The 23,374-nt window shown below is 68.8% G+C and carries 19 protein-coding genes and 1 tRNA gene; 6 read left to right on the forward strand and 14 right to left on the reverse strand.

Going from position 1 to position 23,374, the window contains the following annotated elements; translation table 11 throughout:
* Window positions 1–212: 212 nt before the first annotated feature.
* Both groL and FFS20_RS15215 read right to left on the reverse strand, forming a co-directional pair.
* The gene (gene groL / locus FFS20_RS15210) at window positions 213–1,850 is read right to left on the reverse strand and encodes a chaperonin GroEL (RefSeq protein WP_137826671.1); all 1,638 of its coding nucleotides are present in this window, start codon (window positions 1,848–1,850) and stop codon (window positions 213–215) included.
* A 309-nt stretch (window positions 1,851–2,159) separates the two neighbouring features.
* On the reverse strand, window positions 2,160–2,633 hold the full coding sequence (locus tag FFS20_RS15215) for a helix-turn-helix domain-containing protein (protein WP_137826672.1): 474 nt from the start codon (window positions 2,631–2,633) through the stop codon (window positions 2,160–2,162).
* A 168-nt stretch (window positions 2,634–2,801) separates the two neighbouring features.
* On the opposite strand from FFS20_RS15215, the gene FFS20_RS15220 reads away from it, so the two are divergent.
* Window positions 2,802–4,229 carry an MFS transporter gene (locus tag FFS20_RS15220; RefSeq protein WP_137826673.1) on the forward strand — a complete coding sequence of 476 codons (1,428 nt, stop codon included), beginning with the start codon at window positions 2,802–2,804 and terminating at the stop codon, window positions 4,227–4,229.
* A 97-nt stretch (window positions 4,230–4,326) separates the two neighbouring features.
* Here the strand turns inward: FFS20_RS15220 and FFS20_RS15225 are convergent, their stop codons facing one another.
* The 4 genes from FFS20_RS15225 to FFS20_RS15240 form a co-directional block, all read right to left on the reverse strand.
* Complete coding sequence (locus tag FFS20_RS15225) at window positions 4,327–4,530, reverse strand: cold-shock protein (RefSeq protein WP_009376446.1); 204 nt, start codon at window positions 4,528–4,530, stop codon at window positions 4,327–4,329.
* 279 nt (window positions 4,531–4,809) lie between these two features.
* Window positions 4,810–5,469: a LytR C-terminal domain-containing protein gene (locus FFS20_RS15230; protein WP_137826674.1), complete on the reverse strand. Its 660-nt coding sequence runs from the start codon at window positions 5,467–5,469 to the stop codon at window positions 4,810–4,812.
* Between the two features lie 3 nt (window positions 5,470–5,472).
* Window positions 5,473–5,739 (reverse strand): DUF3263 domain-containing protein, encoded by a 267-nt coding sequence (locus FFS20_RS15235; protein WP_137826675.1) that lies wholly within the window; start codon window positions 5,737–5,739, stop codon window positions 5,473–5,475.
* A gap of 436 nt (window positions 5,740–6,175) precedes the next feature.
* A complete protein-coding gene (locus FFS20_RS15240; RefSeq protein WP_137826676.1) occupies window positions 6,176–7,642 on the reverse strand; it encodes an aldehyde dehydrogenase family protein in 1,467 nt (488 codons plus the stop codon).
* A 282-nt stretch (window positions 7,643–7,924) separates the two neighbouring features.
* Here FFS20_RS15240 and FFS20_RS15245 point away from each other — a divergent pair, with 282 nt between their 5' ends.
* Window positions 7,925–8,626 (forward strand): uracil-DNA glycosylase, encoded by a 702-nt coding sequence (locus FFS20_RS15245; protein WP_137826677.1) that lies wholly within the window; start codon window positions 7,925–7,927, stop codon window positions 8,624–8,626.
* A 180-nt stretch (window positions 8,627–8,806) separates the two neighbouring features.
* Here the strand turns inward: FFS20_RS15245 and FFS20_RS15250 are convergent, their stop codons facing one another.
* Window positions 8,807–10,696 carry a threonine/serine exporter family protein gene (locus FFS20_RS15250; RefSeq protein WP_249356889.1) on the reverse strand — a complete coding sequence of 630 codons (1,890 nt, stop codon included), beginning with the start codon at window positions 10,694–10,696 and terminating at the stop codon, window positions 8,807–8,809.
* Window positions 10,693–11,961: an amidohydrolase gene (locus tag FFS20_RS15255; RefSeq protein ID WP_137826678.1), complete on the reverse strand. Its 1,269-nt coding sequence runs from the start codon at window positions 11,959–11,961 to the stop codon at window positions 10,693–10,695. Before FFS20_RS15255 ends, FFS20_RS15250 begins: the two co-directional genes overlap by 4 nt.
* Before the next feature lie 257 nt (window positions 11,962–12,218).
* On the opposite strand from FFS20_RS15255, the gene FFS20_RS15260 reads away from it, so the two are divergent.
* Window positions 12,219–13,100 (forward strand): SGNH/GDSL hydrolase family protein, encoded by an 882-nt coding sequence (locus FFS20_RS15260; protein ID WP_249356890.1) that lies wholly within the window; start codon window positions 12,219–12,221, stop codon window positions 13,098–13,100.
* On the forward strand, window positions 13,093–13,908 hold the full coding sequence (locus tag FFS20_RS15265) for an alpha/beta hydrolase (protein ID WP_137826679.1): 816 nt from the start codon (window positions 13,093–13,095) through the stop codon (window positions 13,906–13,908). Before FFS20_RS15260 ends, FFS20_RS15265 begins: the two co-directional genes overlap by 8 nt.
* A gap of 89 nt (window positions 13,909–13,997) precedes the next feature.
* On the opposite strand, the gene FFS20_RS15270 is transcribed toward FFS20_RS15265, so the two are convergent.
* The 3 genes from FFS20_RS15270 to FFS20_RS15280 form a co-directional block, all read right to left on the reverse strand.
* Window positions 13,998–14,897: a tryptophan 2,3-dioxygenase family protein gene (locus tag FFS20_RS15270; protein WP_137826680.1), complete on the reverse strand. Its 900-nt coding sequence runs from the start codon at window positions 14,895–14,897 to the stop codon at window positions 13,998–14,000.
* A 96-nt stretch (window positions 14,898–14,993) separates the two neighbouring features.
* The gene (locus FFS20_RS15275) at window positions 14,994–15,434 is read right to left on the reverse strand and encodes a hypothetical protein (protein WP_137826681.1); all 441 of its coding nucleotides are present in this window, start codon (window positions 15,432–15,434) and stop codon (window positions 14,994–14,996) included.
* Window positions 15,431–16,555, reverse strand: coding sequence for a M4 family metallopeptidase (locus tag FFS20_RS15280; RefSeq protein ID WP_171007108.1), 1,125 nt, complete (start codon window positions 16,553–16,555; stop codon window positions 15,431–15,433). Before FFS20_RS15280 ends, FFS20_RS15275 begins: the two co-directional genes overlap by 4 nt.
* A 128-nt stretch (window positions 16,556–16,683) precedes the next feature.
* Here FFS20_RS15280 and FFS20_RS15285 point away from each other — a divergent pair, with 128 nt between their 5' ends.
* Window positions 16,684–18,012, forward strand: a complete 1,329-nt coding sequence (locus FFS20_RS15285; RefSeq protein WP_137826682.1) for an MFS transporter — start codon at window positions 16,684–16,686, stop codon at window positions 18,010–18,012.
* 115 nt (window positions 18,013–18,127) lie between these two features.
* Here FFS20_RS15285 and FFS20_RS15290 read toward each other — a convergent pair.
* The 3 genes from FFS20_RS15290 to FFS20_RS15300 all read right to left on the reverse strand — a co-directional run bounded on the left by FFS20_RS15290 (window position 18,128) and on the right by FFS20_RS15300 (window position 21,779).
* A tRNA-Thr gene (locus tag FFS20_RS15290) sits at window positions 18,128–18,200 on the reverse strand.
* A 319-nt stretch (window positions 18,201–18,519) separates the two neighbouring features.
* Entirely contained in the window at window positions 18,520–19,380 is an 861-nt protein-coding gene (locus tag FFS20_RS15295) for a thioredoxin domain-containing protein (protein ID WP_137826683.1), read from the reverse strand.
* Between the two features lie 263 nt (window positions 19,381–19,643).
* Window positions 19,644–21,779 (reverse strand): serine/threonine-protein kinase, encoded by a 2,136-nt coding sequence (locus FFS20_RS15300; RefSeq protein ID WP_137826684.1) that lies wholly within the window; start codon window positions 21,777–21,779, stop codon window positions 19,644–19,646.
* Between the two features lie 65 nt (window positions 21,780–21,844).
* On the opposite strand from FFS20_RS15300, the gene FFS20_RS15305 reads away from it, so the two are divergent.
* Window positions 21,845–23,374 (forward strand): trehalose-6-phosphate synthase (locus tag FFS20_RS15305; protein WP_249356891.1); only part of this gene is annotated, 1,530 nt, incomplete at its 3' end.

The raw sequence follows: 23,374 nt of genomic DNA on the forward strand, positions 1-23,374 counted from the left end.
GACTGAGCACGCGCGGAGACTGATCGCGCACGGGACTGACACCGCTCAGGCGGACCAGCGCTGAGACGGACCAGCGCTGAGACGGACCGCCGCTGATACGGCCCCTGCCGAGAAGAACCGCCTGAGCCTCAACCGAGTGCAGGAATGACAGGAGCCGTGCCACCACCCCTGCGGGTGATGGCACGGCTCCGTCAGTGCCTGGCGGACGTGGGTCAGAAGCCCATTCCGCCCATGCCCTCCATGCCGGCAGCGGCTGCGTCAGCACCCGGTGCGGCCTTCTCGGGCTTGTCGGCGACGACCGACTCGGTGGTGAGGAACAGACCGGCGATCGACGCTGCGTTCTGCAGAGCCGAGCGGGTCACCTTGACCGGGTCGTTGATGCCGGCCGCGAGCAGGTCCTCGTACTCACCGGTGGCGGCGTTGAGGCCCCAGCCCGGTTCGAGGTTCGCGACCTTGTCGGCGACGACTCCGGCTTCGAGTCCGGCGTTCGTGGCGATCTGCTTGAGCGGCGCCTCGATGCCGACCTTGACGATGTTCGCACCCGTCGCCTCGTCGCCGGTGAGCGAGAGGTCGTCGAACGCCTGCTTGCCGGCCTGGATGAGAGCGACGCCGCCACCGGCGACGATTCCCTCTTCCACGGCGGCCTTCGCATTGCGCACGGCGTCTTCGATGCGGTGCTTGGTCTCCTTGAGCTCGACCTCGGTCGCGGCTCCGGCCTTGATGACGGCAACACCGCCGGCCAGCTTGGCCAGGCGCTCCTGCAGCTTCTCACGGTCGTAGTCGGAATCCGAGTTCTCGATCTCCGCACGGATCTGGGCCACGCGGCCGGCGATCTCGTCGGCGTCACCGGCGCCTTCGATGATGGTCGTCTCGTCCTTGGTGACGACGACCTTGCGTGCGGTGCCGAGCAGGTCGAGGGTGACGTTGTCGAGCTTGAGCCCGACTTCCTCGGAGACGACCTGGCCACCGGTGAGGATGGCGATGTCGGCGAGCTGCGCCTTGCGACGGTCACCGAAGCCCGGAGCCTTGACGGCGACGGACTTGAAGGTGCCGCGGATCTTGTTGAGCACGAGCACGGCCAGGGCTTCGCCCTCGACGTCCTCGGCGATGATCAGCAGCGGCTTGTTGGTCTGCTGCACCTTCTCGAGGACGGGCAGCAGGTCCTTGACGTTGGAGATCTTCGAGTTGACGATGAGGATGTAGGGATCCTCAAGGACAGCTTCCTGACGGTCGGTGTCGGTGACGAAGTAACCGGAGATGTAGCCCTTGTCGAAGCGCATGCCCTCGGTCAGTTCGAGTTCGAGTCCGAAGGTGTTGGACTCCTCGACGGTGACGACGCCTTCCTTGCCGACCTTGTCGATCGCCTCGGCGATGAGCTCACCGATCGCGGGATCACCGGCGGAGATGCCAGCGGTCGCAGCGATCTGCTCCTTCGTCTCGATCTCGATGGCGTTGTCGAGCAGGACATCGGTCACGGCCGCGACGGCCTTCTCGATGCCGCGCTTGAGGCTGAGCGGGTCAGCACCGGCAGCCACGTTGCGCAGACCCTCGCGGACGAGTGCCTGAGCGAGAACGGTGGCGGTGGTGGTGCCGTCGCCGGCGACGTCGTCGGTCTTCTTGGCGACTTCCTTGACGAGCTCAGCGCCGATCTTCTCGTAGGGATCCTCGAGCTCGATCTCCTTGGCAATGGACACGCCATCGTTGGTGATGGTGGGTGCGCCCCACTGCTTTTCGAGCACGACGTTGCGACCGCGGGGTCCAAGAGTCACCTTGACCGCGTCCGCCAGCTGGTTGAGACCAGCTTCGAGTCCCCGACGAGCTTCTTCGTCGAATGCAATCATCTTTGCCATAGTGGCCTAGATCCTCCCTGATGGAGTGGACTGGAATCGCAGAGCAGTCGTCAGCGCCCGCGACGGCAGAGAGTGTGTCCGCATGTTCCATTCCACACAGGGACCACGCTCTCGAGACGACTGATGAAATCCCGTGGCTTTCACCAGTACTAGATTTAGCACTCTCAGGGGGAGAGTGCAAACGAAATCCTGCCGACGCCCGTGATTCCGGGCGTTTCGTCAGGCGCGTTTCCGGGCATCGCCGAGGTGTTCGGCTCAGCGCGAACGGCCGACTCAGCAGTCAGCGGCTGGGGCGGATTCGTCGCCGGTTCATTCGCCGAGGTCGCGGTCCCCCGCGCCGGCGTCGCCGCGGCCGCGTCCGGCATGGGCAGGGGCGTCGTCGCCGAAGTCTCGGCGGTCTCCGCCGACACCGGTGTCATCGTCTGCCGACTCGCGTTCGACGTCGGCAGCGTAGTCGCGCCCCCACTCCGCCATGGCATCGAGCAGCGGCTGCACATTCCTGCCGCGGGCCGTCAGGCGGTATTCGACGCGCGGCGGCACCTCGGCGTAGACGGTCCGGGAGATGAGCCCGTCCTCTTCGAGTTCTCGCAGCTGTCGGGTGAGCACGCGCGGCGTCGGCTCGCCCGCGGCCCGCCGGAGCTCGCCGAAGCGCATGACCTCGTGCCGCCCGAGCACGCTGAGGACGACCGGCTTCCACGCCCCGCCGAGTACCGCCACCGTCACCTCCGCCGCACAGTTGTGCGACCACGAGGCGATGACGCCGTCGACGCGCTTCCGGGGCATATCCGTCCTCCTCACCGTGCTCTCCCGAACTCACCGGAGCCGCTGCGCTTCTCTGACGTCTTCGGCCCCACTTCGAGGTCACCACAGGGAAGTCAGTACCACTTGTGTCAGTAGGGGCCGAGATTGTGCATACTTGTGCCCATCGTAGCGCGGACCCACAGTGGACTCATGACCACTCACCCTCCGACAGGCTCCGGCGCACCTGCACCCGTTCCCGGCCTCTGGCCGACGATGGCCCCTCTGCTCACGGGAATCCTCTGCGGAGCGCTGGGAGTGAGCATGATCAACACCGCACTGCCCGCCATCGCCGCGAATCTCGCCCTCGCCGAGCCGATGCGTGCGTGGGTCGTCGATGCCTACCCCCTCGCGACCGCCGTGACGATCGTCGTCGCAGCCCGGTGCGGAGATCGCTTCGGGCGCCGCAGGATGTTCATCCTCGGCACGATCGGCTATGCGGCCGCCGCCACCCTCGCCGCGCTCAGCCCCGTCTCGGTCGTCCTCATCGGCAGCCGGGCGCTCATGGGTATTGCCGGGGCATTCATCATCGCCAGCGTCGTCTCGACGATCGGGGCGCTGTTCACCGGGCGTCGCCTCGTCGTCGCGAACGGACTGTGGATGGCCGTCTTCGGCCTCGGCAACTCGCTGGGGCCGCTGCTCGGCGGACTGCTCACGGAGCTGTGGGGATGGCGATCCGTCCTCGCCTCCTCCGCGCCGTTGGCGCTGGCCGCGGCCGGCCTCGCCGCAACATGCCTGGTCGAGACGCGGTCAGAGGCGAGGGTGCGCTTCGATGGGCTGAGCATCGTGACCTCGAGCGCCGGGGTCGGTGCGGTCGTCGCCGGGATCAAGCTCAGCGCCGTCAACCCGCTCATCGGGAGCCTCTGGCTTGCCGCCGGGCTCGGCGCTCTCGTCCTCTTCGTCATCCGACAGCGCCGGATCGAGGCTCCGCTCATCGCGGTCGGTCTCTTCACCCAGCGCCGGTTCTCGTCGGCAGCGGTCCAGCTGTTCGCGTCTGCGGCGACGGCCGCCGCGTCGATCTATCTGCTCAGCATCCACCTGCAGAGCGAGTCGGACCTCTCACCGGCGGCAGCCGGGATGGCACTCGTGCCCCAGGCGGTGGCGACCACAGCCGGTGGCCTGCTGGCGCCGTGGGTCACCCTGCGGACCGGCAGACCTGCCGCGATCGTCATCGCACTCGTGGTTCAGGCGGTCGGCCTCTCGGCGCTCGGTATCACACCGACGGCAAGCCTCATTCCCCTCGTCCTCGTCGGGCTCGGCTTCGGGTTCATCGGAACCCTAACGACGACAACGCTCTTCGACTCCTCGCCGAGGTCGTCCGCCGGTCAGGTGGGGGCGATCCAGGAGATCGTGTTCGCCCTCGGCAGCGGGATTGGGGTCGCAGTGTTCGCGACGATCGCGCTCATCGGCGGTCCGGACGGATTCGCCCTCGCCCTCACCGCGGCTGCCGCACTCACTCTCGCCGCGGGATTCCTCGCGATCGGGCGCCGGGAGACACCGCGCTCGCGCAGAACTGACCGGCGACACAGAACTGCCGGGCGGCGCGGAACCACCCGACCGCGTTGCGGCACCACTAGGTGACCGCCCCAGTCGCCCGTGGCAGCGAAAACCTCAGCCCCGCGATCAGCACAGATCGCGGGGCTGTGTCTCGTCCGGTATCACACGGGCGATATCAGACTCAGAGGAGGGTGACGGATTCCGCCTGGGGACCCTTCTGACCTTCTCCGACCTCGAACTCAACCTGCTGGCCCTCTTCGAGCGAGCGGTAGCCGTCCATCTGAATGGCGCTCCAGTGAACGAACACGTCCTGGCCATCGCCTTCGAGCGTGATGAATCCGTAGCCCTTTTCGGCGTTGAACCACTTGACGGTGCCTTGTGCCATTGCTTCTCCAAAAAAATGCAGTGTCATTTGAAATTCGCCCGACCCCACAGCTCAGTGGCGAAGAGCGAACGCTAGTAAACCTCAACAGACCCCGCGATTTCTCTCATTGACCTCTGGAGATTGATCTCGGTGAAGCACGATCAGAACACAAGGTGCAGTGCTTGCCTAGCTGGTAAAACTCTACCCCAGCGTGGTGCGCGTCTCAGGTTCGCTCAACACTGTTATCAATTCGTTACATTTGAATTCCAGCGGCGTTCACCCTGGTCAGTCGTGCAGAGCTCAGCCCTCGCCGAGGCTGCCGTCCGTCGAATCGCCAGCGGTCGTCCCAGCGCCGTCGGAACCCGTCGTGCCACCGCCCTGGGCTCCCGATTCCTCAGTGCCGGCGGATTCGCCGCCGCTCGAGGCGGGACCGCGCTGGGCGATGTCCGAGCAGATGAGCACGGTGAGGTCAGCGGTGAAGTCACTCGATCTCTCGGTGGCTTCGATGCCGAGGGCGTCGGCGACGAGCTTCGCCTGCGCCTCGTTCGCGTCGTCGCTGTAGTAGACGACGGAGTCGCTGCGACTGGTCGAGTAGTTGCCGACCTGGCCGACCGTCCAGCCTTCCTCCTCCACGGCAGTCGAGAAGTCCTTGGCCGCGCCGGAGACCCCGGAGCCGTTGAGGACATCGACGGTGAGCGAGGAGTCGGCGACGCTGACTTCGCTCTCCGAGGGCGTCGGAGTCGCCGGGGCAGACGTCTCCGGCGCGGGTTCGGCGACGTTCGACTCGGGATTGCGCATCGAGGAGGTGATGATGTTGATGGCCGCGACGACGAGGAGCACGGCGACGAGCGCGAGAACGATGACGAGCACGATCGCCCCGACGTTCGACGAGGCGGCCGCCTCCTGGCGGTGGGCGCCGGAGCGGCGGCCGGGTTCGATGTCGTCGTAGTCGTCAGCCATGTGTCACCTCGAGACGCGAGCCTGAGCGCGTTCGCTCTGGCGCGTGGTGCGGATGCGTCGCAGGCGCTTGACCAGCATGGGGTCGCTTGCGAGGGCCGCAGGATTGTCGAGCAGGGAGTTGAGAATCTGGAAGTAGCTCGTGGCGGACATGTCGAAGCGCTCGCGGATCGCGTGGTCCTTCGCTCCCCCGTACTTCCACCAGCGCCGCTCGAACTCCAAAACGGACACCTCGAGCTCACTCAGTTCAGAGGCGCCATCGTTCTGCGGCATAGGGAGTCTGCTCCTTCACGAGTTTTCTTTGAGCTTATGCTATCGGGAGAATGACACGGCTGTCATTCTCGGCACGCCCGCATCCGCGCCCCGGCGGGCCCGCCGCTCGTCCCGATCACCGCCGCGGGCACCGCGCGACCAGCGCTCATGCGCGATCCCAGAGCCAGGTGCCCTGTCCGCTGGGCGCCCCCGACCAACACCGAGGCGAGCGCGAAAGGGTCATGGACATCACATCGCGCGACCGCCTCGGCGCGGGGATGGCACGACCGCACGCACAGGCACGGCTGAACACGCGGACACGACCGGCCCGCACGCCCGGACGCCACGGAGGGCAGGGGATCACTCCCCTGCCCTCCGTGGATCACTGGAGCAGCCGAACCGGAACAGCCGAGCCGGAACAGCCGGACCGGAGCAGCCGGACGAGAGCCCGACTCGCTCAGCGGATCCGGATGTTGACCTGCTTGATCTGCGTGAAGCCCTCGAGCATGCCCTCGAGCGAGGCCTCACGACCGAAGCCCGAGTTCTTCATGCCGCCGTAGGACTGCCCGGCCAGCTGTCCGCCGCCCTGGTTGACCTGGATCCAGCCGGACTCGATCCGGTCGGCCATCGTCAACGCCGAATCGAGGTCCTTCGTGAAGACGTAGGCGGCGAGACCGTATTCGTTCGTGTTGGCCATCGAGATGACCTCGTCGACGGTCTTCCACGGGATGACGGAGAGGACGGGTCCGAAGATCTCCTCCTGACTCGTCTGCCAGTCGTTCTGCGCCTTCGAGAAGATCACCGGCGCATGGTAGAAGCCGGGCTCGCCGACGTTGAGCTCGCCGTGACCGTCGTAGGCGACCTCGACGCCGTCCATGCCCTTGCCGATGTCGATGTAGCTCTGCACCTGGTCGTACTGCTTCTCGTTGATGATCGCGCCGATGTCGGTCTCCTCGTCCCGCGGATCCCCGACCTTCATCTTCGCCACCGCGGCGACGAGCTTCTCGAGGAACGAATCGTAGATGTCCTCGTGGAGGAAGAGGCGCGAGCCCATCGTGCACGACTGTCCCTGGCGGGCGAAGCGCGTCGAGAGGAGGACCTGCTCGACGGTGTCCTCGTCGTCGGAGTCGGGGAAGATGATGTTCGGGCTCTTGCCGCCGAGCTCCATCGACGAATGCGCGAGGCGCTGGCCGGCCACCTCGGCGACGTGGCGACCGACGCCCGTCGACCCGGTGAACGAGAGCTTGTCGACGTCGGGGTGGACGTTGAGGGCCTCGCCGATGACCGAGCCCTTGCCGGTGACGACGTTGAGGACACCGGGCGGGAGGATCCCGTCGAGGAGTTCGGCCATCTTGAGGATCGTCAGGGGCGCGTCTTCGGCGGACTTGAGGACGATCGTATTGCCGGCGGCGAGCGCGGCCGGGGTCTTGAACGCCGCGATCATCAGCGGCGAGTTCCACGGCAGGATGCCGGCGACGACGCCGAGGGGCACGCGCTTCGTGTACTGGAACTGCTTGTCGCCGGCGGGCAGGGTCGTGCCCTTGACCTCTCCGGCGACCCCGCCCATGTAGCGGAAGAGATCGGCGAGGATGACGGTCTCGGGGCGCGCCTGGGTGCGGATCGCGTTGCCGGTGTCGAGTGCGGTGAGCTCGGCGAGCTCCTCCGACCCGGCCTCAAGGGCGTCGGCGCACTTGATGAGCAGCTTCTGACGCTCCTTGAACGGCAGGCCCGCCCAGGCGGGGAACGCGGCGCGCGCGGCCTTGACGGCGCGGTCGGCGTCGGCTTCCTTGCCCTCGGGCACCGTGGCGATGACGACGTTGCGGTCGATGGGGGTGATGACGTCGTGCGTCCCCCCGTCGAGGGCGTCGACCCATTCTCCGCCGATGAGCATCTTCCAGGCCTTGGCCTCGGGGAATTCCGACATACTTCGCTGTCCTCTCGCCAGTCAGGGGTTCTTCGATGAACTCGCTGTCTCGAGCATAGCTCTGACACCTCTCGAGCTGAACGGCTGGGGTGTGCGCGATCACGCACAGCCGATCTGCGCGAGAGGCACAGCAGGTCCGCCCGGTGGGCGCAGTCGATCTGCCCGGTGGGCACAGCCGATCTGCGCGACGTGCACAGCTGGTCTGCCCGGTGGGAGCATCGTGTCCGGGGACGGTGCGGTGGGATTGCCGGCGCCGAGGCGGTCCTCGCTAGACTCGCGGACATGACCTCGACAGCGCAGCTGAGCACGATCATGTCCCCCGACTGGGCCGACGCCCTCGCCGATTCCGAGGCCGAGATCCACGCGATGGGCGACTTCCTCCGCGCCGAGATCGCCGCCGGCCGCTCGTACCTGCCCGCCGGCGACGCGGTGTTCCGGGCGTTCAGCGAACCGCTGTCCGCGGTCAAGGTCCTCATCGTCGGGCAGGACCCCTACCCGACTCCCGGCCATCCCATCGGGCTCTCGTTCTCCGTCGATCCCGAGGTCAGACCTCTGCCGCGGTCCCTGACGAACATCTACAAGGAGCTCGCCGACGACCTCGGCGTGACTCCGGCCGCCCACGGCGATCTGCGCGCCTGGTCGCAGCAGGGCGTCATGCTCCTCAACCGCGTCCTCACCGTCAGCCCCGGTCAACCGGCCTCTCACCGCGGAAGGGGCTGGGAGGCGATCACCGAGCGCGCGATCCGGGCGCTGGTGGCTCGCGACCAGCCGCTCGTGGCGATCCTCTGGGGTCGTGACGCCCGGAACCTCGCTCCCCTGCTCACCTCCGGCACCGCCGAGGTGGCGATCATCGAATCCGCGCACCCCTCACCGCTGTCGGCCTCGCGCGGGTTCTTCGGATCCCGGCCGTTCTCGCGGACGAACGACCTGCTCGCGCAGAAGGGCCTCGATCCCATCGATTGGCGACTGCCGGCACAGGCGTGACGTCGCATCGAACGCCCGCGCAGGCGTGACGCGGCGTCGCAGGCGCGACGTGGAGACTGCCCGCGCAGGCGTGACGCGGCGTCGAATGCCCACACAGGCGTGACGGTTCACCGCGGGCGAAGCGTGACGTCGGCCCGCCCGGGGCGAGCACTTCTCCCGCGCGCTTGAGAGCCGACCCGCTCAGCCCTGCGCGGGACCGGTGTCCGGGCCGGCCGGCGTGTCCCCGGCGCGCACCGAATCGGCGACCTTCTCCGCCTTGCGGCCCTTGAGGGGCCGGGCGAGGTAGCTGCCGAGGACAGCGCCGACGGCGAGGGCGGCGTTGGCGAGGATCGCGGTGAACAGCGCTGAGAGGCCGACGGCGAACGAAGTCGTCTCGGTCTCTGCAACGATGCGGTAGACGGCGGTGAAGATCGAGAGCCCCTGGAGCAGGGTGTAGATCGCGGGAATCGTCAACACGATCGCCGGCGCCCCGAGCCGCAGCGCGAGCGGCCGGGCGAGGAACCCGGCGACGGTCGCCGACAGCAGGCTCGCGAGCACGTTGTCGATGCCGAGCAGCGACAGCGAGGTCATCGTGATGAACGCGGCGAGACCGACGAATGCGGCGGGCAGGATGAACCGGCGGGACGCCTGCATGCCCACGGCACCGGCCATCGCAACGATGGCGGCGGCACCGAGGGAGACGATGACGGCGACGACGTGGACCCCGGAGCGGGGTACGAGGATCTCGATCGGCTGCATGCCCAGGGCCTGCCCGCACACGACCCCGAACGCCAGACCCGAGACGATGCCGGCGAAGGAGATGAACACCCCGACGAGCCTCCCGGCCGCGGTGAGCGGGAAGTTCGTCAGCGCATCCTGGACCGCGGAGTAGAGGGCCTGAGTGGGCAGGAGGAGGACGATCGCGGCGGCGACGAGGTACTGCGGGGAGTCGATGAGCCCGAAGTTCCCGGCCGCCATCGCCACGAGGGTGCCGATCGCCGCCTGCAGTGCGGTGATGAAGAACCCGGGCAGACTGGTGCGGCCGATGACCTTGCCGAGCTCGAAGATGAAGATCGCCATCGCGATGCCGAGGACGATCGCGATCGGCCCCCCGCCGAGGAGGAGGACGAGGCTGCCGACCATCATCCCCCACGCCCCGGTGACGAACCATTCCTTGAACGGCCGACGCTGGGAGCGGATCGCGTCGAGGCGGCTGCGGGCCTCCATGAACCCGATGCGGCCGTCGACGAGGTCGGAGACGAGCTTGTGGACCGAGGCGAGCTTCGCGTAGTGCGTCGACTCCCCACGGTTGACCCGCATCACCGTCATCAGGCGTCCGTCGGAGGTCGAGTAGTGGACGACGAGGGTGTTCGAGGTGAGGTCGATCTCCGCGGTCGCGAGTCCGCAGGCCGTGCACGCGGCGATGACGGAGACCTCGATGTCGTTCGTGCCGGCGCCGGCCCGCATCATGATCGCAGCGATGTCGGCGGCGAGGTCGAGGATCATCCGCGCCTCGTCCTCGCTCGGTTCGCTCGCCTGCACGGGTGCCTGGTAGGGAGTGCCCTTGAGGGCGGTGATGATCGGCACCGGCTGCGTATTCACCGAGGTGCCGGTCACCAGCCTGCCGACGGTGCGGCGGGCCACGCGCTGGGCGACCCGCTGGGAGGCACCAAGGGTCGTGTCGGTGCGCGGTTTGGCCGGCTTCGGCCCGCGCGGTCGGCCGGGTCCGCCACCGGTCTGCAGCTCCGCGAGACGCTGGGCGCGGGTGCGCTCGAGGAGTTCGCGCAGCGCAGCGGAACCGGCCTCGGACCGACCCCGGTCCTTCACCGGGCCCGTCGCCTGGTCCTGGTCACGGACCACCTCGGCGCCGTGCCTCCGGTCGAGGGGGATGTCCGCGGTCGTCGCATCCTCGGCCTCGGTCGACGCCGCCGCCGATGCCGCAGCGGATTCGACGATGACCTCGTAGGCGGTGACCTCGGTGGCGCTCGTCGTCGCCTCGACGGACACCTCGGCGGTCGTGGCCTCGTTCGCGTCGACCGGAGTCGCCTCGTCGGCTCCGTTCCCGGTGCGGTCAGGGGGCCTCTGCGTCACGGCTCGCTGATGAGAGTCGGGCCGAAGGGGTCGGCCACCTCGGCGGTGCCGGTGTCGGCGTCGAATGCGTAGACCCGGCGACCGTCGACGAAGACCTGCTCGGCCCGCGAATCGAGGTCGAGGGGATCGCCGGACCACACGACGAGGTCGGCGTCCCGGCCGGGGGCCAGCGAGCCGAGGCGGTCGTCGAGGCCGAAGATCGCGGCCGGGTTGATCGTCAGCGCCTCGAGGGCGACGACCGGGCCGAGGCCCTCCTTGACGGCGAGCGAGGCCTCGTGGATGAGGAAGTTGATGGGGATGACCGGGTGGTCGGTCGTCAGCGCGATGCGCACCCCCGCCTCGGCGAGCGCTGCCGCGGTGGCGAGCGTCCGGTCGCGCAGCTCGACCTTCGAGCGACTCGTCATCAGGGGTCCGAGGATGACGTCGATGCCCTTCTCGGCGATGTAGTCGGCGATCTTGTGGCCTTCGGTGCCGTGGTTGATGACGAGCCGGTACCCGAACTCCTCGGACAGTCGGATCGCGGTGGCGATGTCGTCGGCGCGGTGGCAGTGCTGGTCCCACGCGAGGGTGCCGTCGAGGACCGCGGCGAGGGTCTCGCTGACGAGGTCGCGCTCGAACGGAGTCCCCTCGGCCTCGGCATGGGCACGTTTGGCCTGGTAGTTCTGCGCCTCGACGAAGGCGTCGCGGATGATCTTCGCGGTGCCCATCCGCGTCGACGGGGTGACCTTCTTGTCCCCGTAGACCCGCTTCGGGTTCTCCCCGAGTGCGGACTTCACCGACAGGTCCTCGGTCACGAGCATCTCGTCGACGATCCGTCCCCAGGTCTTGACGAAGGCGGTGCGTCCGCCGATCGGGTTGCCCGATCCGGGTTTGATGAGCGCCGAGGTGACTCCTCCGCGCAGCGCGTCCTTGAAACCGAGGTCGGCGGGGTCGATGCCGTCGAGTGCCCGCAGCCCGGCCCCGTTGGGGTCGGTCATCTCGTTCGTGTCGTCACCGGACCAGCCCTCGCCGTCCTCATGCACGCCGAGGTGGCCGTGGGCTTCGATGAATCCCGGCAGCACCCAGCGCCCGGCGGCCTCGATGACCTCAGCGCCCTCGGGAACCTCGACATCGGCGCCGACGGCGGTGATGACGCCGTCGGAGATGACGATCGTGCCGGTCTCGATCGGTTCGGCCCGGGTGCCGTCGGCGTTCGCGATCGGCAGGATGCGGGCACCGGTGATGGCGACATCGTGGCGAGGGGGAACGGGGACCGAACGATACATCGTGCTCCTTCGACGGCGGTGATTCGCGACGGGACGAGTCTACGCCACGAGGGCGTCCGCACACCGCCCTGACCATGCCGTCGACCGGAGCGCGCGGCGACCTCTGCGGAGGCGTGGGCCGTGACCACAGACGACGCGCCGGGGCGGCACAGGCGCCGTGTCGTCACCGCTCAGACTCCTCGGCTACTCACCGGTACACCTGGCCGGGCCATGGGTATAGGTTGGACGCAGCGGACGACCGAACGAAGGAGTGACCCATGCTCGAAACCATCACGTCCTATGTCGCGATCGGCGACTCCTTCAGCGAGGGTCTCATGGACCCCGACCCCGACGGCACTCCCGATCGCTTCCGCGGCTGGACGGACCGCCTCGCCGAACTCCTCGTCGATTCGCCCGCCGCCGGGCCCGAACTCCTCTATGCGAACTTCGCGATCCGCGGTCGCCTGCTCCAGGGCGTCATCGACGAGCAGGTGCCGAAGGTCCTCGACCTCAAACCGGACCTCGTGAGCTTCTGCGCCGGCGGCAACGACTGCCTGCGCCCGCGCACGGACATCGACGGTCTGGCCAATCAGTTCGAACGCGCCGTCATCGCGATGCGCGAGGAGGGCATCGAGGTCGTCATGGCCAACGGCTTCGACACCGAGACGATGTCGCCGCTGCTCCGCGCGGTCCGCCCCCGGGTCGGCGTCTACAACGCGCACCTGTGGACGATCGCCCAGCGCCACGGCTGCCATATGGTCGATGTCTGGGGTCTGCGTCCGCTCTACGCCGAGGACAAGTGGGCCGAGGACAAGATCCACCTCTCCCCGGCCGGCCACGACCTCGTCGCCCGGCAGGCGCTCGCGACGCTCGAGTCAGGGCATTCGCTGCCGACGACGGGATTCGGAATGCCCCCGCGCACGACCCGGGCGATCCGCGAGGTCGTCGTCGAGGAGTCGAAGTGGGCGCGCGAGCACCTCGCCCCCTGGGTGGGCAGGCGCTTGCGCGGAGAGTCCTCCGGTGACAAGCTCTCTCCCAAGGTTCCCGATCTCTCCCCCGTCAAGCGCATCGTCGTCGATGAGGAGCACGTCGAGGGCAGGGACATCGAGGTCGAACGCATCATCAGCGACGACGCAGTGAGTGAGGGCAGGAATGACTGAATCGACGAATCCGGGATCACCGGCACGCCGGCCCACCGAGGATGAGCGCAGCGACGCCCTCGATGCCCTCGGCCAGACGCTCGGCGGCGCACCGAACGTCGTCCGCCACGCCTACGGGGACGATGCCGACCAGTTCGTCGAGGTCCACGGGGACCCGGCGACCGCCTCGGCGGTGGTGATCTTCGTCCACGGCGGGTACTTCCGACCCTCGATCGACTTCGTCCACGCCCGACCGCTGGCGCAGGCCCTGGCCGAGCGCGGGCTGCTCTGCGTGCTCGTCGAATACGGGCGCATCGGCGGGCAGCCGCGCTGCCTCACCGACGTCACCGCCGCGATTCGCTTCACCCAGGACGCTCTCACGGGGTGGGGCGTGCCCGCCGCGGCGGGCGAACGACCTGTCGTCGCCGGTCATTCGGCGGGCGGCTGCCTCGTGCTCAGCTGGGCAAGCCACCTCGGCGCGGACGGCCCGGAAATCCGCCTGCGTCCGCTCGCGCCGATCTCGGATCTGCTCCGGGAGGTCAACGACGGGCTCGCCGACGGCGCGGTGCTCGACTACATGGGGGCGCCACCCCAGGAGGACCTCGCGGCCTACCTGTGGCAGGATCCGCGCTCCCGGGCGGTGCTCATTCCGGCCCGCGCCCACGCGCACATCATCCACGGTGACGCCGACGGAATCGTCGCAGTGTCGTTCTCCGAGAACTATCCGGCGCCGCTGACGGTCCTGCCCGGCGCCGATCACATGGACCTCGTCGACCCCGAGTCGTCGTACTTCCCGCAGGTCGTCGAACTCCTCCTCGCCGACCGCTGAGCCGCCGCCTGCCGCGGCCACCCTTCGGGCGCTGAGCACCGTAGCGCTGAGCACCGCGGCGCAGGAGTGCCGGGCACCCGGACGGCGGCTCAGTGACGCGGTGCCGTCTGCGTGCCGGGGCCGTTCTCGATGCCGGTGCGGATGTCGAAGAGCTCAGGGAAGAACGTGAGATCAAGGGCCTTCTGGAGGAAGCCGACGCCGCTCGAGCCGCCGGTGCCGCGCTTCATCCCGATGATGCGCAGAACCGTGCGCATGTGGCGGTAGCGCCAGAACTGGAAGTTCTCCTCGAGGTCGACGAGCTCCTCGCAGCTCTCGTATTCGAGCCAGTACTCCTCGGGGTTCTCGTAGATGATCCGGAAGGTCTCGAGCAGCTCCTCGTCGAAGGTGTGCGCCACCGACACGTCCCGGTCGAGCACCCGCTGCGGGACCGGGAGGCCCCGGCGGGCGAGGAACCGGAGGAACTCGTCGTAGACGCTCGGCTCCTCGAGGTACTGCCGCAGCACGGCCTGGGCCTCGGGTTCTACGTCGAAGACCTTGAGCATGCCCTTGTTCTTGTTGCCGAGCAGGAACTCGACGGCCCGGTACTGCCAGGACTGGAATCCCGAGGACTGTCCGAGTTCGTCGCGGAAGCCCACGTACTCGCTCGGCGTCAGGGTCGCGAGCACCGACCACTGCTCGGTGAGCGTCTTCTGGATGTGCTTGACCCGGGCGATGCGCTTGAGCGCGAGCTGCAGCTGATCGGCCGCGATGAGCCGCCGGGCGTCGAGGAGTTCGTGGATGACGAGCTTGAACCACAGCTCTGTCGTCTGGTGCTGGATGATGAAGAGCAGTTCGTCGTGGTGCTCGGGGCTGCTCACGGGATGCTGTGCGCTGAGCAGATCGTCGAGGTCGAGGTACGACCCGTATGTCATCTGCTCCCGCAGGTCGGTGTGGATCTCGTCCTCGAGCGCGCGCTCGTTCTTCTCCGCCGTCGACGTGTCGTGTGTCATGTCACCAGCATGTCATGGCTCGGCGCGAGCCCGGAATTCGGTGGCGCCCATCGGCTGGTGTCCTCCCTCGCCGAGGCGACGCCCCCCCTGACCTGCTCACCTCCCGCCGGGCGGGCGGCGTTCGGGTTCGGCGACGTCGCGGACGTGGTCGACGAGGTCCTTCCACTCCCCCGTCAGCTCCTTCTCCCCGAAGCGGGCGTAGCCGAAGCGGCTCTCGATGAGATAGACGTAGCGATCTGCCGAGGAGGGGCCGGGGGCTGCCTGAGCGCCGGGGGCATCTGCGCTGCCGTCCTCGCCGTCCTCCCGGTGCGGCCAGGGCAGGTCCGCGACTCGTTCGCCGAGCTTCTCCGGCTGCGCCGTGGCGTCGATGTTGAGATCCCATACGACGAGGAAGCCGCCGATCCCCCCGCTGCGCTCGACGAGGACGTGACCGAAGCCGCGCTTGTCCGCGCCGTCGCCCGAAGCACCGCCGCCCGAACCGCCGCCGCCCGCTGCCCCGCCGGCACCTGCACCGCCGGCGGCCGCCTCGGCGTTCACCAGCTGCTCCCGCGGTTGCCCCGCTGGGAGGCTCCGGTGTCGACGCCGACGGTCGTCCATCCCTCGATGACGGCATCGTGGACGTCGGAGCCCTCACCGAACTGCGCGGCAGCCTCGGCGACGGTGAGCGCCGCGAACTGCGCGAAGTCCGTCTTCGTCGTGATGTCGGGGCCGGTGAGCACGGCGTACCAGACCTGGCCGACGGTCTCCCAAGCCGGCCCGCCGAGGCTCGTCGCCGCGACCGCGAACGCGCGGTTGGGGATTCCGGAGTTGAGATGGACGCCGCCGTTGTCGGACTCGGTCGTGACGAAGTCGTCCATGTGCGCCGGCTGCGGATCCTTGCCGAGGACGTCGTCGTCGTAGGCAGTGCCGGGTTCGAGCATCGAGCGCAGGGCCTTGCCGGTGACCGCCTCGGTGAAGATGCCCGCGCCGATGAGCCACGTCGCGTCCTCCGCGGACTGACCGGCCGCGTGCTGCTCCGTCAGCGCACCGAAGACGTCGGCGATGTGCTCGTTGAGGGCGCCCGGCTGGTCGAAGTACTCGAGGTCGGCGGTGTTCGTGATGACGCCGTGGCTGAGTTCGTGGCCGATGATCGACAGGGACCCGGTGAAGCTCGTGAACACTTCGCCGTCACCGTCGCCGAAGACGAGGAGGCGGCCGTCCCAGAAGGCGTTGTCGTAGTCCTGACCGTAGTGGACGCTTGCGATGAGCGGCATCCCGTTGCCATCGAGGGAGTCCCGGCCGAACGCTTCGGAGAAGAGGGCGTAGGAATCGCCGAGGCCGTCGTAGGCTTCGTTGACCGCTTCGTCGGCGACGGGGGCGTCCCCTTCGGCGCGGACGAGGACACCGGGGAGGTCCTCTTTGTTCTGGGCGTCGTGGACCTGACGGTTCGGTCCCGCACCGGTGGCCTGCTGGTCGGCGCTGACGTTCCGTGCGGTGGCGCCGTCGAAGGATGGGCGCAGACCCTGTGCGCGGAGCTCACGGACCCGCTGGTCCTGGGCGAGGAAGGAGCGGGCGGCGACGGCGGCCTTGGGGAACTTCGTCGCGCCGTTCTCGGCGATGGCGTTGAGGAGGTAGGGCGGGACGACGGTGGACAGCGTTGGCAGATCTGTGCGTGTCATGTGACCAGGCTCTCACTTCCGTCCGAGATTTCAATGGGAGTTGCCTCAATTCGCCCACTGCCTCGGCTGACCCGACCGCCACCCGACCGCCTCGGCGGGGATGAGGACACCGGATCTACACTGGCGACGTGCTCAAACCCATCCTCTGGCCGGTCCTCATCCCCTCACTGCTCTTCGCGGTCGGGCTGGGATCGATCCTCCCGATCCTCGTGCTCGGGGCCCTGTCGCTGGGGGCGACAGCGGCGTTCGCGGCGGCGATCGTCGGGATCATGGGCGCCGTCTCGCTCCTCGCCACGGTGCCGGCGGGACTGCTCATCGACCGCCTCGGCGATTTCCGTGCGATGGTCGTCGCCACGCTCACCGCGATCGTCGTCCTCGGGGCCATCGTCGCCGCGTTCGTCTGGGAGTCGCCGGCCTCGATCATCGTCTACACCGTCGCGCTCATGCTCTTCGCCCCGGTCTCCGATGTGTGGAACCTGGCCCGGCAGGCCGTCGTCGCCGAGGTGATGCCCGCCGCCGATCTCGCGAAGGCGATGACGGCGCTCGGCGGGAGCATGCGGGTGGGCAACCTCCTCGGCCCGATCATCGGCGCCGGCCTCATGCTCGTCTTCCCCCTGTGGTCGGTGTTCGTCTTCGCCGGGGTCGCGGGGCTCGCCGCGATCGGGGTGATGGCGCTGCCGATCGCGCGCATCCCCGACTACCCGGGCACGCGGGTCGGCGGCAGCACTGGGAAGGCGCAGGCACACCCCGCCGAGGCGGTCGCCCCGGCCACCGATGACCTCGCAGTCGGCGGCCCCTCCGCTCCGCCTCGGCGGGCACGGCTCGACGTGCGCTGGGGCGCGGTCGTCCTCGTCGGGATCTCGATCATGACGCTGACGATCGCCCGGTCGGCTCAGCCGGTCGTCATCCAGCTGTGGGGCGTGACGATCGGACTCCACGAGTCGGAGATCTCGCTGCTCATCGCGTTCGGCGCCGGGCTCGAACTCGTCTTCATGTTCCTCGGCGCCTACATCAAGGACCGGCTGGGCCGGATCGCCACACTCGTCGCCTGCCTGACGATCTTCGGCTCCGGGTTCATCGTCATGGTCTGCGCGCCGAGCCTCATCGGCATGATCGTCTCCGTGGGCATCATGGCCGTCGGCAACGGCCTCGGCGCGGGGGTGAACATGACGATCGGTGCAGACCTCTCTCCCGCCGTCGGACGCGCACGGTTCCTCGGCGTCTGGGCGATCTTCTCCAACGGGGGCAAGCTCGCCGGGCCGACGCTCATCTCGCTCGTCATCGCCGTCGCGTCCCTGCGCTTCGGGGTCCTCTTCACCGGTGTCTTCGCGATCGCCGGCGCGCTCTGGGTGCTCGTGTGGGCCAAGCGGATCGGGCTGCCCGGTCGCGCCGATGGCCGCAAGCGACGGGCGAGCCGGGACGACCGCCGCGCCGCGCGCACCTCGGCGGGCGGGTGAGGGCCCCTCGCGCAATCATGGCAGGCACGGGACAGCTGTCGTCGCGCACCTGGAACCGGTGCGGAGAACGCACAGGGGCGGCACTCGGTTCCTCGAGTGCCGCCCCTGACGAGTGAGCCCCCTGTCAGACTCGAACTGACGACCTTCGCTTTACAAGAGCGGTGCTCTACCAACTGAGCTAAGGAGGCGGTTGCGCCTCCACGATAGTAGTGCATCCGGGCCATGGGCGACAAAGCCGTCAGCCCACGCAGGCGGTTTGCGGTCGGTTCACCGAGGGGGTTCTCCCGATGCGCCGTCTCCCGCTCGGTTCTCTGACCGCAGACGGGGACCACGCCCGCTGAGCCTCGCGATCCGGACGGGGTGCCGGGCCGACGAGACCGCAGACGAACGGCCGGCCGCACCGGGGCGAATGCCCGGGTGCGACCGGCCGTGCGGTCCGGTTGTCTCGAAAGACTCAGTCCCCGCGGAGGTACAGCCCCGCGGACGGCCGGGTCAGTAGCGATCGGGTCAGTTCTGGACTTCGCCGGTGGCCTGGAGGATCTCGACGGCGAGCGCCTGGGCGTCGCCGGTCTGCTGGGTCGGCTGACCGTTGATGAGCACGGTCGGCGTCGCGTCGACTCCCGAGTCGAGGGTCTCCTGTGTGGTGTTGGCGACGTACTTCGCGAAGGTCTGATCCGTCACGCAGCTCGCGATCGTCTGCTCCGGGTCGGTCTGGAGCGGCGCGTTCGTGTCGACGCCGGCATCGGTGGCGACCTGGAGGAGCTCTTCGTCGGTGCGGCCGCTCGTGCCCTCCTGGGGCTGCTGGGCGAACATCGCGGCGAAGAAGTCCGCGGTCTTCTCCGGCTGCGCGTCGACGACGCAGGCGGCGATGTTCGCCGCGCGGGTCGAGTACTCGTTGCCGTTGGAGAAGCGGTCGAGGATCGCGATCGGCTTGTACTCGAGCACGATCGAGCCCTCGTTGACGAGGTTCATGAGCATCTCGGTGTTCGTGTCCTCGAACGCCTTGCACGCCGGGCACTGGAAGTCGATGTACGCGGTCACGGTGGCCGCGTTCTCCTTGACGCCCGCCTCGGCGGGGGTCGGCAGGCTCGATTCCTCGCCCTCCGGCATGTTCATCGGCTGGACAACCGTGTTGTCCCTGGCGACGTTGACGCCTCCGGCGACGTAGTTCGAGGGAGTCACGGCCGGCTGCGCCTGCTGCACGATGAGCAGCGTGACGACGACGGCCACGGCGACGACGACCACGCCGATCCCTGAGTAGAGGATCGTCTTGGCGGTCTTCTCCTTCTTCGCCTGAGCTGCTGCGATCTGGCGGGCGTTCTCGCGTGCCTTGTTCCGCCTCTGCTCAGCGGAGTTGTCTTTCGCCATGGTTCCTCACGTTGTCGATCGTCCGACTGGGGCCGGTCCCCGTCGGTGCGCCGACTCAAGGACCCGTCGAGCGGTCCATTCCCTCGACGCCCCCACTGTACCGAAACCGTCTGTGGCGCGGCTCCCAGTGAAATTCAAGGTTCAATCACCTCATTCGCCGAGGCGGCAAGCCTCCCTGACAGGGCCCATCAGCGGTCATGCCGGTGGGCGTGGCGCGGGAGCGTCGCCGCATCCGCGGTGCCTGCACCCTGGTCATCCCGCGCTCACACAGGACCGGGCAGGTAGGTGAAGGGGCTGACCGGCAGCGGCCACCAGTTCATCGCCGCCCCCGAGGTGATGACCATGATCGCGAGCACGGTGAGCACGACGATGACTCCCAGGGCGATAAGGCGGCCCAGCCCGCTGCGGGTGGCACCGCTGACGAGAAGGCGCGAACCGTAGCGCAGGCTCGCCGCGCCCGGACCGATCCACAGCACTAGCGCCCCGGCCGCGGCCGCCGCCCACACCGACCACTGCTCGGAGAGGTCGCCGGGTACGATGCCGGCGACGTCGAGTCGGGTGAGGACGAGCATCGCGATGCCGGCGACCGCCGGCAGCAGGAACGTCGCAACGGACGTGAGCACGGAGGCCAGCAGGGCTCCCGGCGCCGAGGCGACCGACCGGAGCGTGCCCCCGCCGTCCTCGCCGCGTTCGTACCGGTACTTCTGGACCTTTCGGTCCAGCCGTGTCGCGGTGCGGGCGAGCACCGACCAGGCGAAGGCGAAGGCCGTGATGACGAGCGGGCTGAGCGGAGTGATGGCGACGGCGAAGACGATGAGGGCGAAGACGACCCAGCCGCCCGTGCGCACAGAGCGGTACGTCATCGGCGCCCACGGCGGATTGTCCGGGCCGCCGGACCAGTCGCCGGAGGGTCCACCCGCCGGCGCGGTGCCGCCGTGGCCCGCGCCCTGCCGGCTGCCGCCGATGTCGGCGCCGGCCATCTGCGAGCCGGGGCCGACCTGGATCGCGCCGTTGGGATTGTGGATCGGCCCGGCGGTCGCCTGGCGCATCGCACCACCGTGGCCGCCGGCGCCCTGACCGGGGTACTGCCCGGGAGGCTGATCGAACCGCTGTCGCATCTGCGGTTGTCCCTGCGGGGAGGACAGCGGCCCGCGCATCTGCCCTGGCATCTGACCGGGGTGCCCTTGGCTGACCTGGCCCTGACCGATCTGGCCCTGCCTGAGCTGGCCCTGGCTGAGCTGGCCCTGGCCGGGCTGCCCTTGGCTGACCTGTCCCTGGTTGTACTGCCCCTGACCCAGCTGCCCCTGACCGGGGACGCGTCCCTGGCCCGCAAACGCTTGGCCGGCCGGTCCCGGACCGCCGCCCTGGGCGAAGGCGGCAGGATCGGCGACCCGCGTCGGCGGGTTGCCGGCACCGCCGGAGCCCATCGCGCCTGCAGCCGCCCCGCCGAGCGCCGCTCCACCGACAGCCGCTCCGCCAGCAGCCGCAGCAGCCCCGCCGGGGTACCCGCCGCGCAGCGACCCGCGTCCCTCAGCGGTGTCCTCGACGGCCGGCATGACCGCGGTGCGCTGCACGGAGCCCTGACCGGACCCCGATCCGAGCTGCGGGGGCCTGCCCGACTCGATGTCGACGAGCGCATCGAGGATCATCTGACCGCTCGGGCGCCGCTCCGGCTTCGGATCGAGGCACGCCTTGAGGAGGGGAACGAAGTTGGGAGGAGTGTCGTCGAGGTCGAACTTGCCCATCGCGACGCGGCCGAGCACCGCCTCGAGGGGTCCGGCACCGTACGGGTTGCGTCCGGTCGCCGCGAACGCCATCGTCGCCGCCCACCCCCACCAGTCGGTCTTCTCGCTCGAGGCCTTGCCGTCGGCGATCTCCGGGGACAGGTAGCCGGGGGTGCCCATGACGAGTCCGGTGGCCGTCACCCGCACCTCGTCGGCGACCTGGGCGATGCCGAAGTCGATGACCATCGGCTCGCCGTCCATGATCATGACGTTCGCGGGTTTGAGGTCACGGTGGATGACACCGGAGTCGTGGACGGCGCCGAGAGCGTCGAGCAGGGCATGGCCGAAGTGAACGAGCTCGTCCTCGGCGAAGGGACCGTTCTCCCGGACGTCGTCGGACAGGGTCTGACCGTCGACGAATTCGGTGATGATGAACGGCTGCGCGGAGTCGAGCTCGGCGTCGAGCACCTCGGCGATGCGGGGGTGGCGAATCCGCCGCAGCGTGCGCACCTCCCGGGCCAGCCGTTTGCGCGCGGTCTCGTCACTGGCGATGTGCGGATGGAGGACTTTGACGGCCACAGGATTGTTGCCGCCGTCGACACCGAGGTAGACGACACCCATGCCGCCCGAGCCGAGCTCCTCGATGAGGCGGTAGCCTCCCAGATCCTGAACCATCACGGTCTCAAGGGTAGTCGAGCGAGTAGAGTTCGTTCCAAGCAACGACACATGAGGAGGCGCAGATGAGCACCGTCGACGCCACTGAGAACGCGACTGCGGACACGTACGGCGACAGCGATTTCGTCGTCGTGGCCAACAGGCTTCCCGTCGACCGCGACGCCAGCGACCCGGACCGGGAATGGCGCACTTCACCAGGAGGTTTGGTCACTGCGGTGGCTCCGGTGATGAAGGCGCAGGAGGGGGCGTGGATCGGCTGGACCGGTGTGCCCGACGTCGAGTTCGAGCCCTTCGAGATCGACGGCATGCACCTCATCCCCGTGACGCTGACAAATGAGGATGTCCTCAGGTACTACGAAGGGTTTTCCAACGCCACCCTGTGGCCCCTCTACCACGACGTCATCGCCCCACCGGAGTACCACCGGACATGGTGGGATGCGTATGTGCGGGTCAATGAGCGCTTCGCGGCCAAGGTCGCGGAGGTGGCGGCGGAGTCCGCGACCGTGTGGGTCCACGACTACCAGCTCCAGCTCGTCCCGCAGCTCGTGCGCCGGATGCGCCCGGATCTGGAGATCGGCTTCTTCAACCACATCCCGTTCCCGCCGTTCGAGCTCTTCGCGCAGCTGCCGTGGCGCGATGAGATCCTTCGCGGCCTCCTCGGCGCCGACCTCATCGGCTTCCAGCGGCCCGCGGATGCCGCGAACTTCCGACGCGCGGTGCGCGGTCGCCTCGGCTTCCAGACGAAGGGATCGACGGTCACCGTCCCCGCCGGTGACGAACTGCCCGCGCATCTCGTGCGCGCCGAGGCGTTCCCCATCTCGATCGACACCCCCTACCTCGAGGAGCTCGCGCGGGATCCGGCGATCATCGAGCGCGCCGCCCAGATCCGGGAGGAGGTCGGCAACCCGAAGGTCATCATGCTCGGCGTCGACCGGATGGACTACACGAAGGGCATCCGGCACCGCCTCAAGGCCTACGGGGAGCTGCTCGCCGAAGGCCGGCTCAACGTCGAGGACGTCGTCCTCATCCAGATCGCCACGCCGTCGAGGGAGCGCCTCGAGCAGTACAAGCTCATCCGTCACGACGTCGAACTCGCCGTCGGCCGGATCAACGGCGAACAGGCCGACATCGGCACGATCGCCGTCCACTACCTCCACCATTCCTATCCGCGCGATGAGATGACGGCGTTCTTCATCGCCGCCGACGTCATGCTCGTCACCGCCCTGCGCGACGGCATGAACCTCGTGGCCAAGGAGTACGTCGCGTGCCGCCTCGACGACGACGGCGCGCTCGTCCTCTCGGAGTTCGCCGGCGCCGCCGAGCAGCTCGCCGGCGCCGTCCTCGTCAACCCGCATGACATCGGCAACCTCAAGGCCGGCATCATGGAGGCCGTCACGATGGACCCGAAGGCCCGGGCCCGGCGGATGCGGCAGATGCGCAAGAAGGTCAAGACCGACACCGTGACCGCCTGGTCGAAGCGGTTCCTCGGAGAGCTCGAAGCCATCCGTGCCAACCCCGAGGCCGTCGTCCCGGACCGTCCGGCGGCCGCCGGGCGCCCCGCGGCCCAACCGCCAGCCCCCGAGGCGGTGCCGGTG

This window comes from Brevibacterium sp. 2SA, from assembly GCF_005502845.1.
Taxonomy (GTDB): Bacteria; Actinomycetota; Actinomycetes; order Actinomycetales; family Brevibacteriaceae; genus Brevibacterium.

What these genes read in the sequence shown, in the direction of transcription:
- groL (WP_137826671.1), bottom strand. Translation starts at nt 1,850, where the DNA reads ATGGCAAAGATGATTGCATTCGACGAAGAAGCTCGTCGGGGACTCGAA.
- FFS20_RS15215 (WP_137826672.1), bottom strand. Translation starts at nt 2,633, where the DNA reads ATGCCCCGGAAGCGCGTCGACGGCGTCATCGCCTCGTGGTCGCACAAC.
- FFS20_RS15220 (WP_137826673.1), top strand. Translation starts at nt 2,802, where the DNA reads ATGACCACTCACCCTCCGACAGGCTCCGGCGCACCTGCACCCGTTCCC.
- FFS20_RS15225 (WP_009376446.1), bottom strand. Translation starts at nt 4,530, where the DNA reads ATGGCACAAGGCACCGTCAAGTGGTTCAACGCCGAAAAGGGCTACGGA.
- FFS20_RS15230 (WP_137826674.1), bottom strand. Translation starts at nt 5,469, where the DNA reads ATGGCTGACGACTACGACGACATCGAACCCGGCCGCCGCTCCGGCGCC.
- FFS20_RS15235 (WP_137826675.1), bottom strand. Translation starts at nt 5,739, where the DNA reads ATGCCGCAGAACGATGGCGCCTCTGAACTGAGTGAGCTCGAGGTGTCC.
- FFS20_RS15240 (WP_137826676.1), bottom strand. Translation starts at nt 7,642, where the DNA reads ATGTCGGAATTCCCCGAGGCCAAGGCCTGGAAGATGCTCATCGGCGGA.
- FFS20_RS15245 (WP_137826677.1), top strand. Translation starts at nt 7,925, where the DNA reads ATGACCTCGACAGCGCAGCTGAGCACGATCATGTCCCCCGACTGGGCC.
- FFS20_RS15255 (WP_137826678.1), bottom strand. Translation starts at nt 11,961, where the DNA reads ATGTATCGTTCGGTCCCCGTTCCCCCTCGCCACGATGTCGCCATCACC.
- FFS20_RS15260 (WP_249356890.1), top strand. Translation starts at nt 12,219, where the DNA reads ATGCTCGAAACCATCACGTCCTATGTCGCGATCGGCGACTCCTTCAGC.
- FFS20_RS15265 (WP_137826679.1), top strand. Translation starts at nt 13,093, where the DNA reads ATGACTGAATCGACGAATCCGGGATCACCGGCACGCCGGCCCACCGAG.
- FFS20_RS15270 (WP_137826680.1), bottom strand. Translation starts at nt 14,897, where the DNA reads ATGACACACGACACGTCGACGGCGGAGAAGAACGAGCGCGCGCTCGAG.
- FFS20_RS15280 (WP_171007108.1), bottom strand. Translation starts at nt 16,555, where the DNA reads ATGACACGCACAGATCTGCCAACGCTGTCCACCGTCGTCCCGCCCTAC.
- FFS20_RS15295 (WP_137826683.1), bottom strand. Translation starts at nt 19,380, where the DNA reads ATGGCGAAAGACAACTCCGCTGAGCAGAGGCGGAACAAGGCACGCGAG.
- FFS20_RS15300 (WP_137826684.1), bottom strand. Translation starts at nt 21,779, where the DNA reads ATGGTTCAGGATCTGGGAGGCTACCGCCTCATCGAGGAGCTCGGCTCG.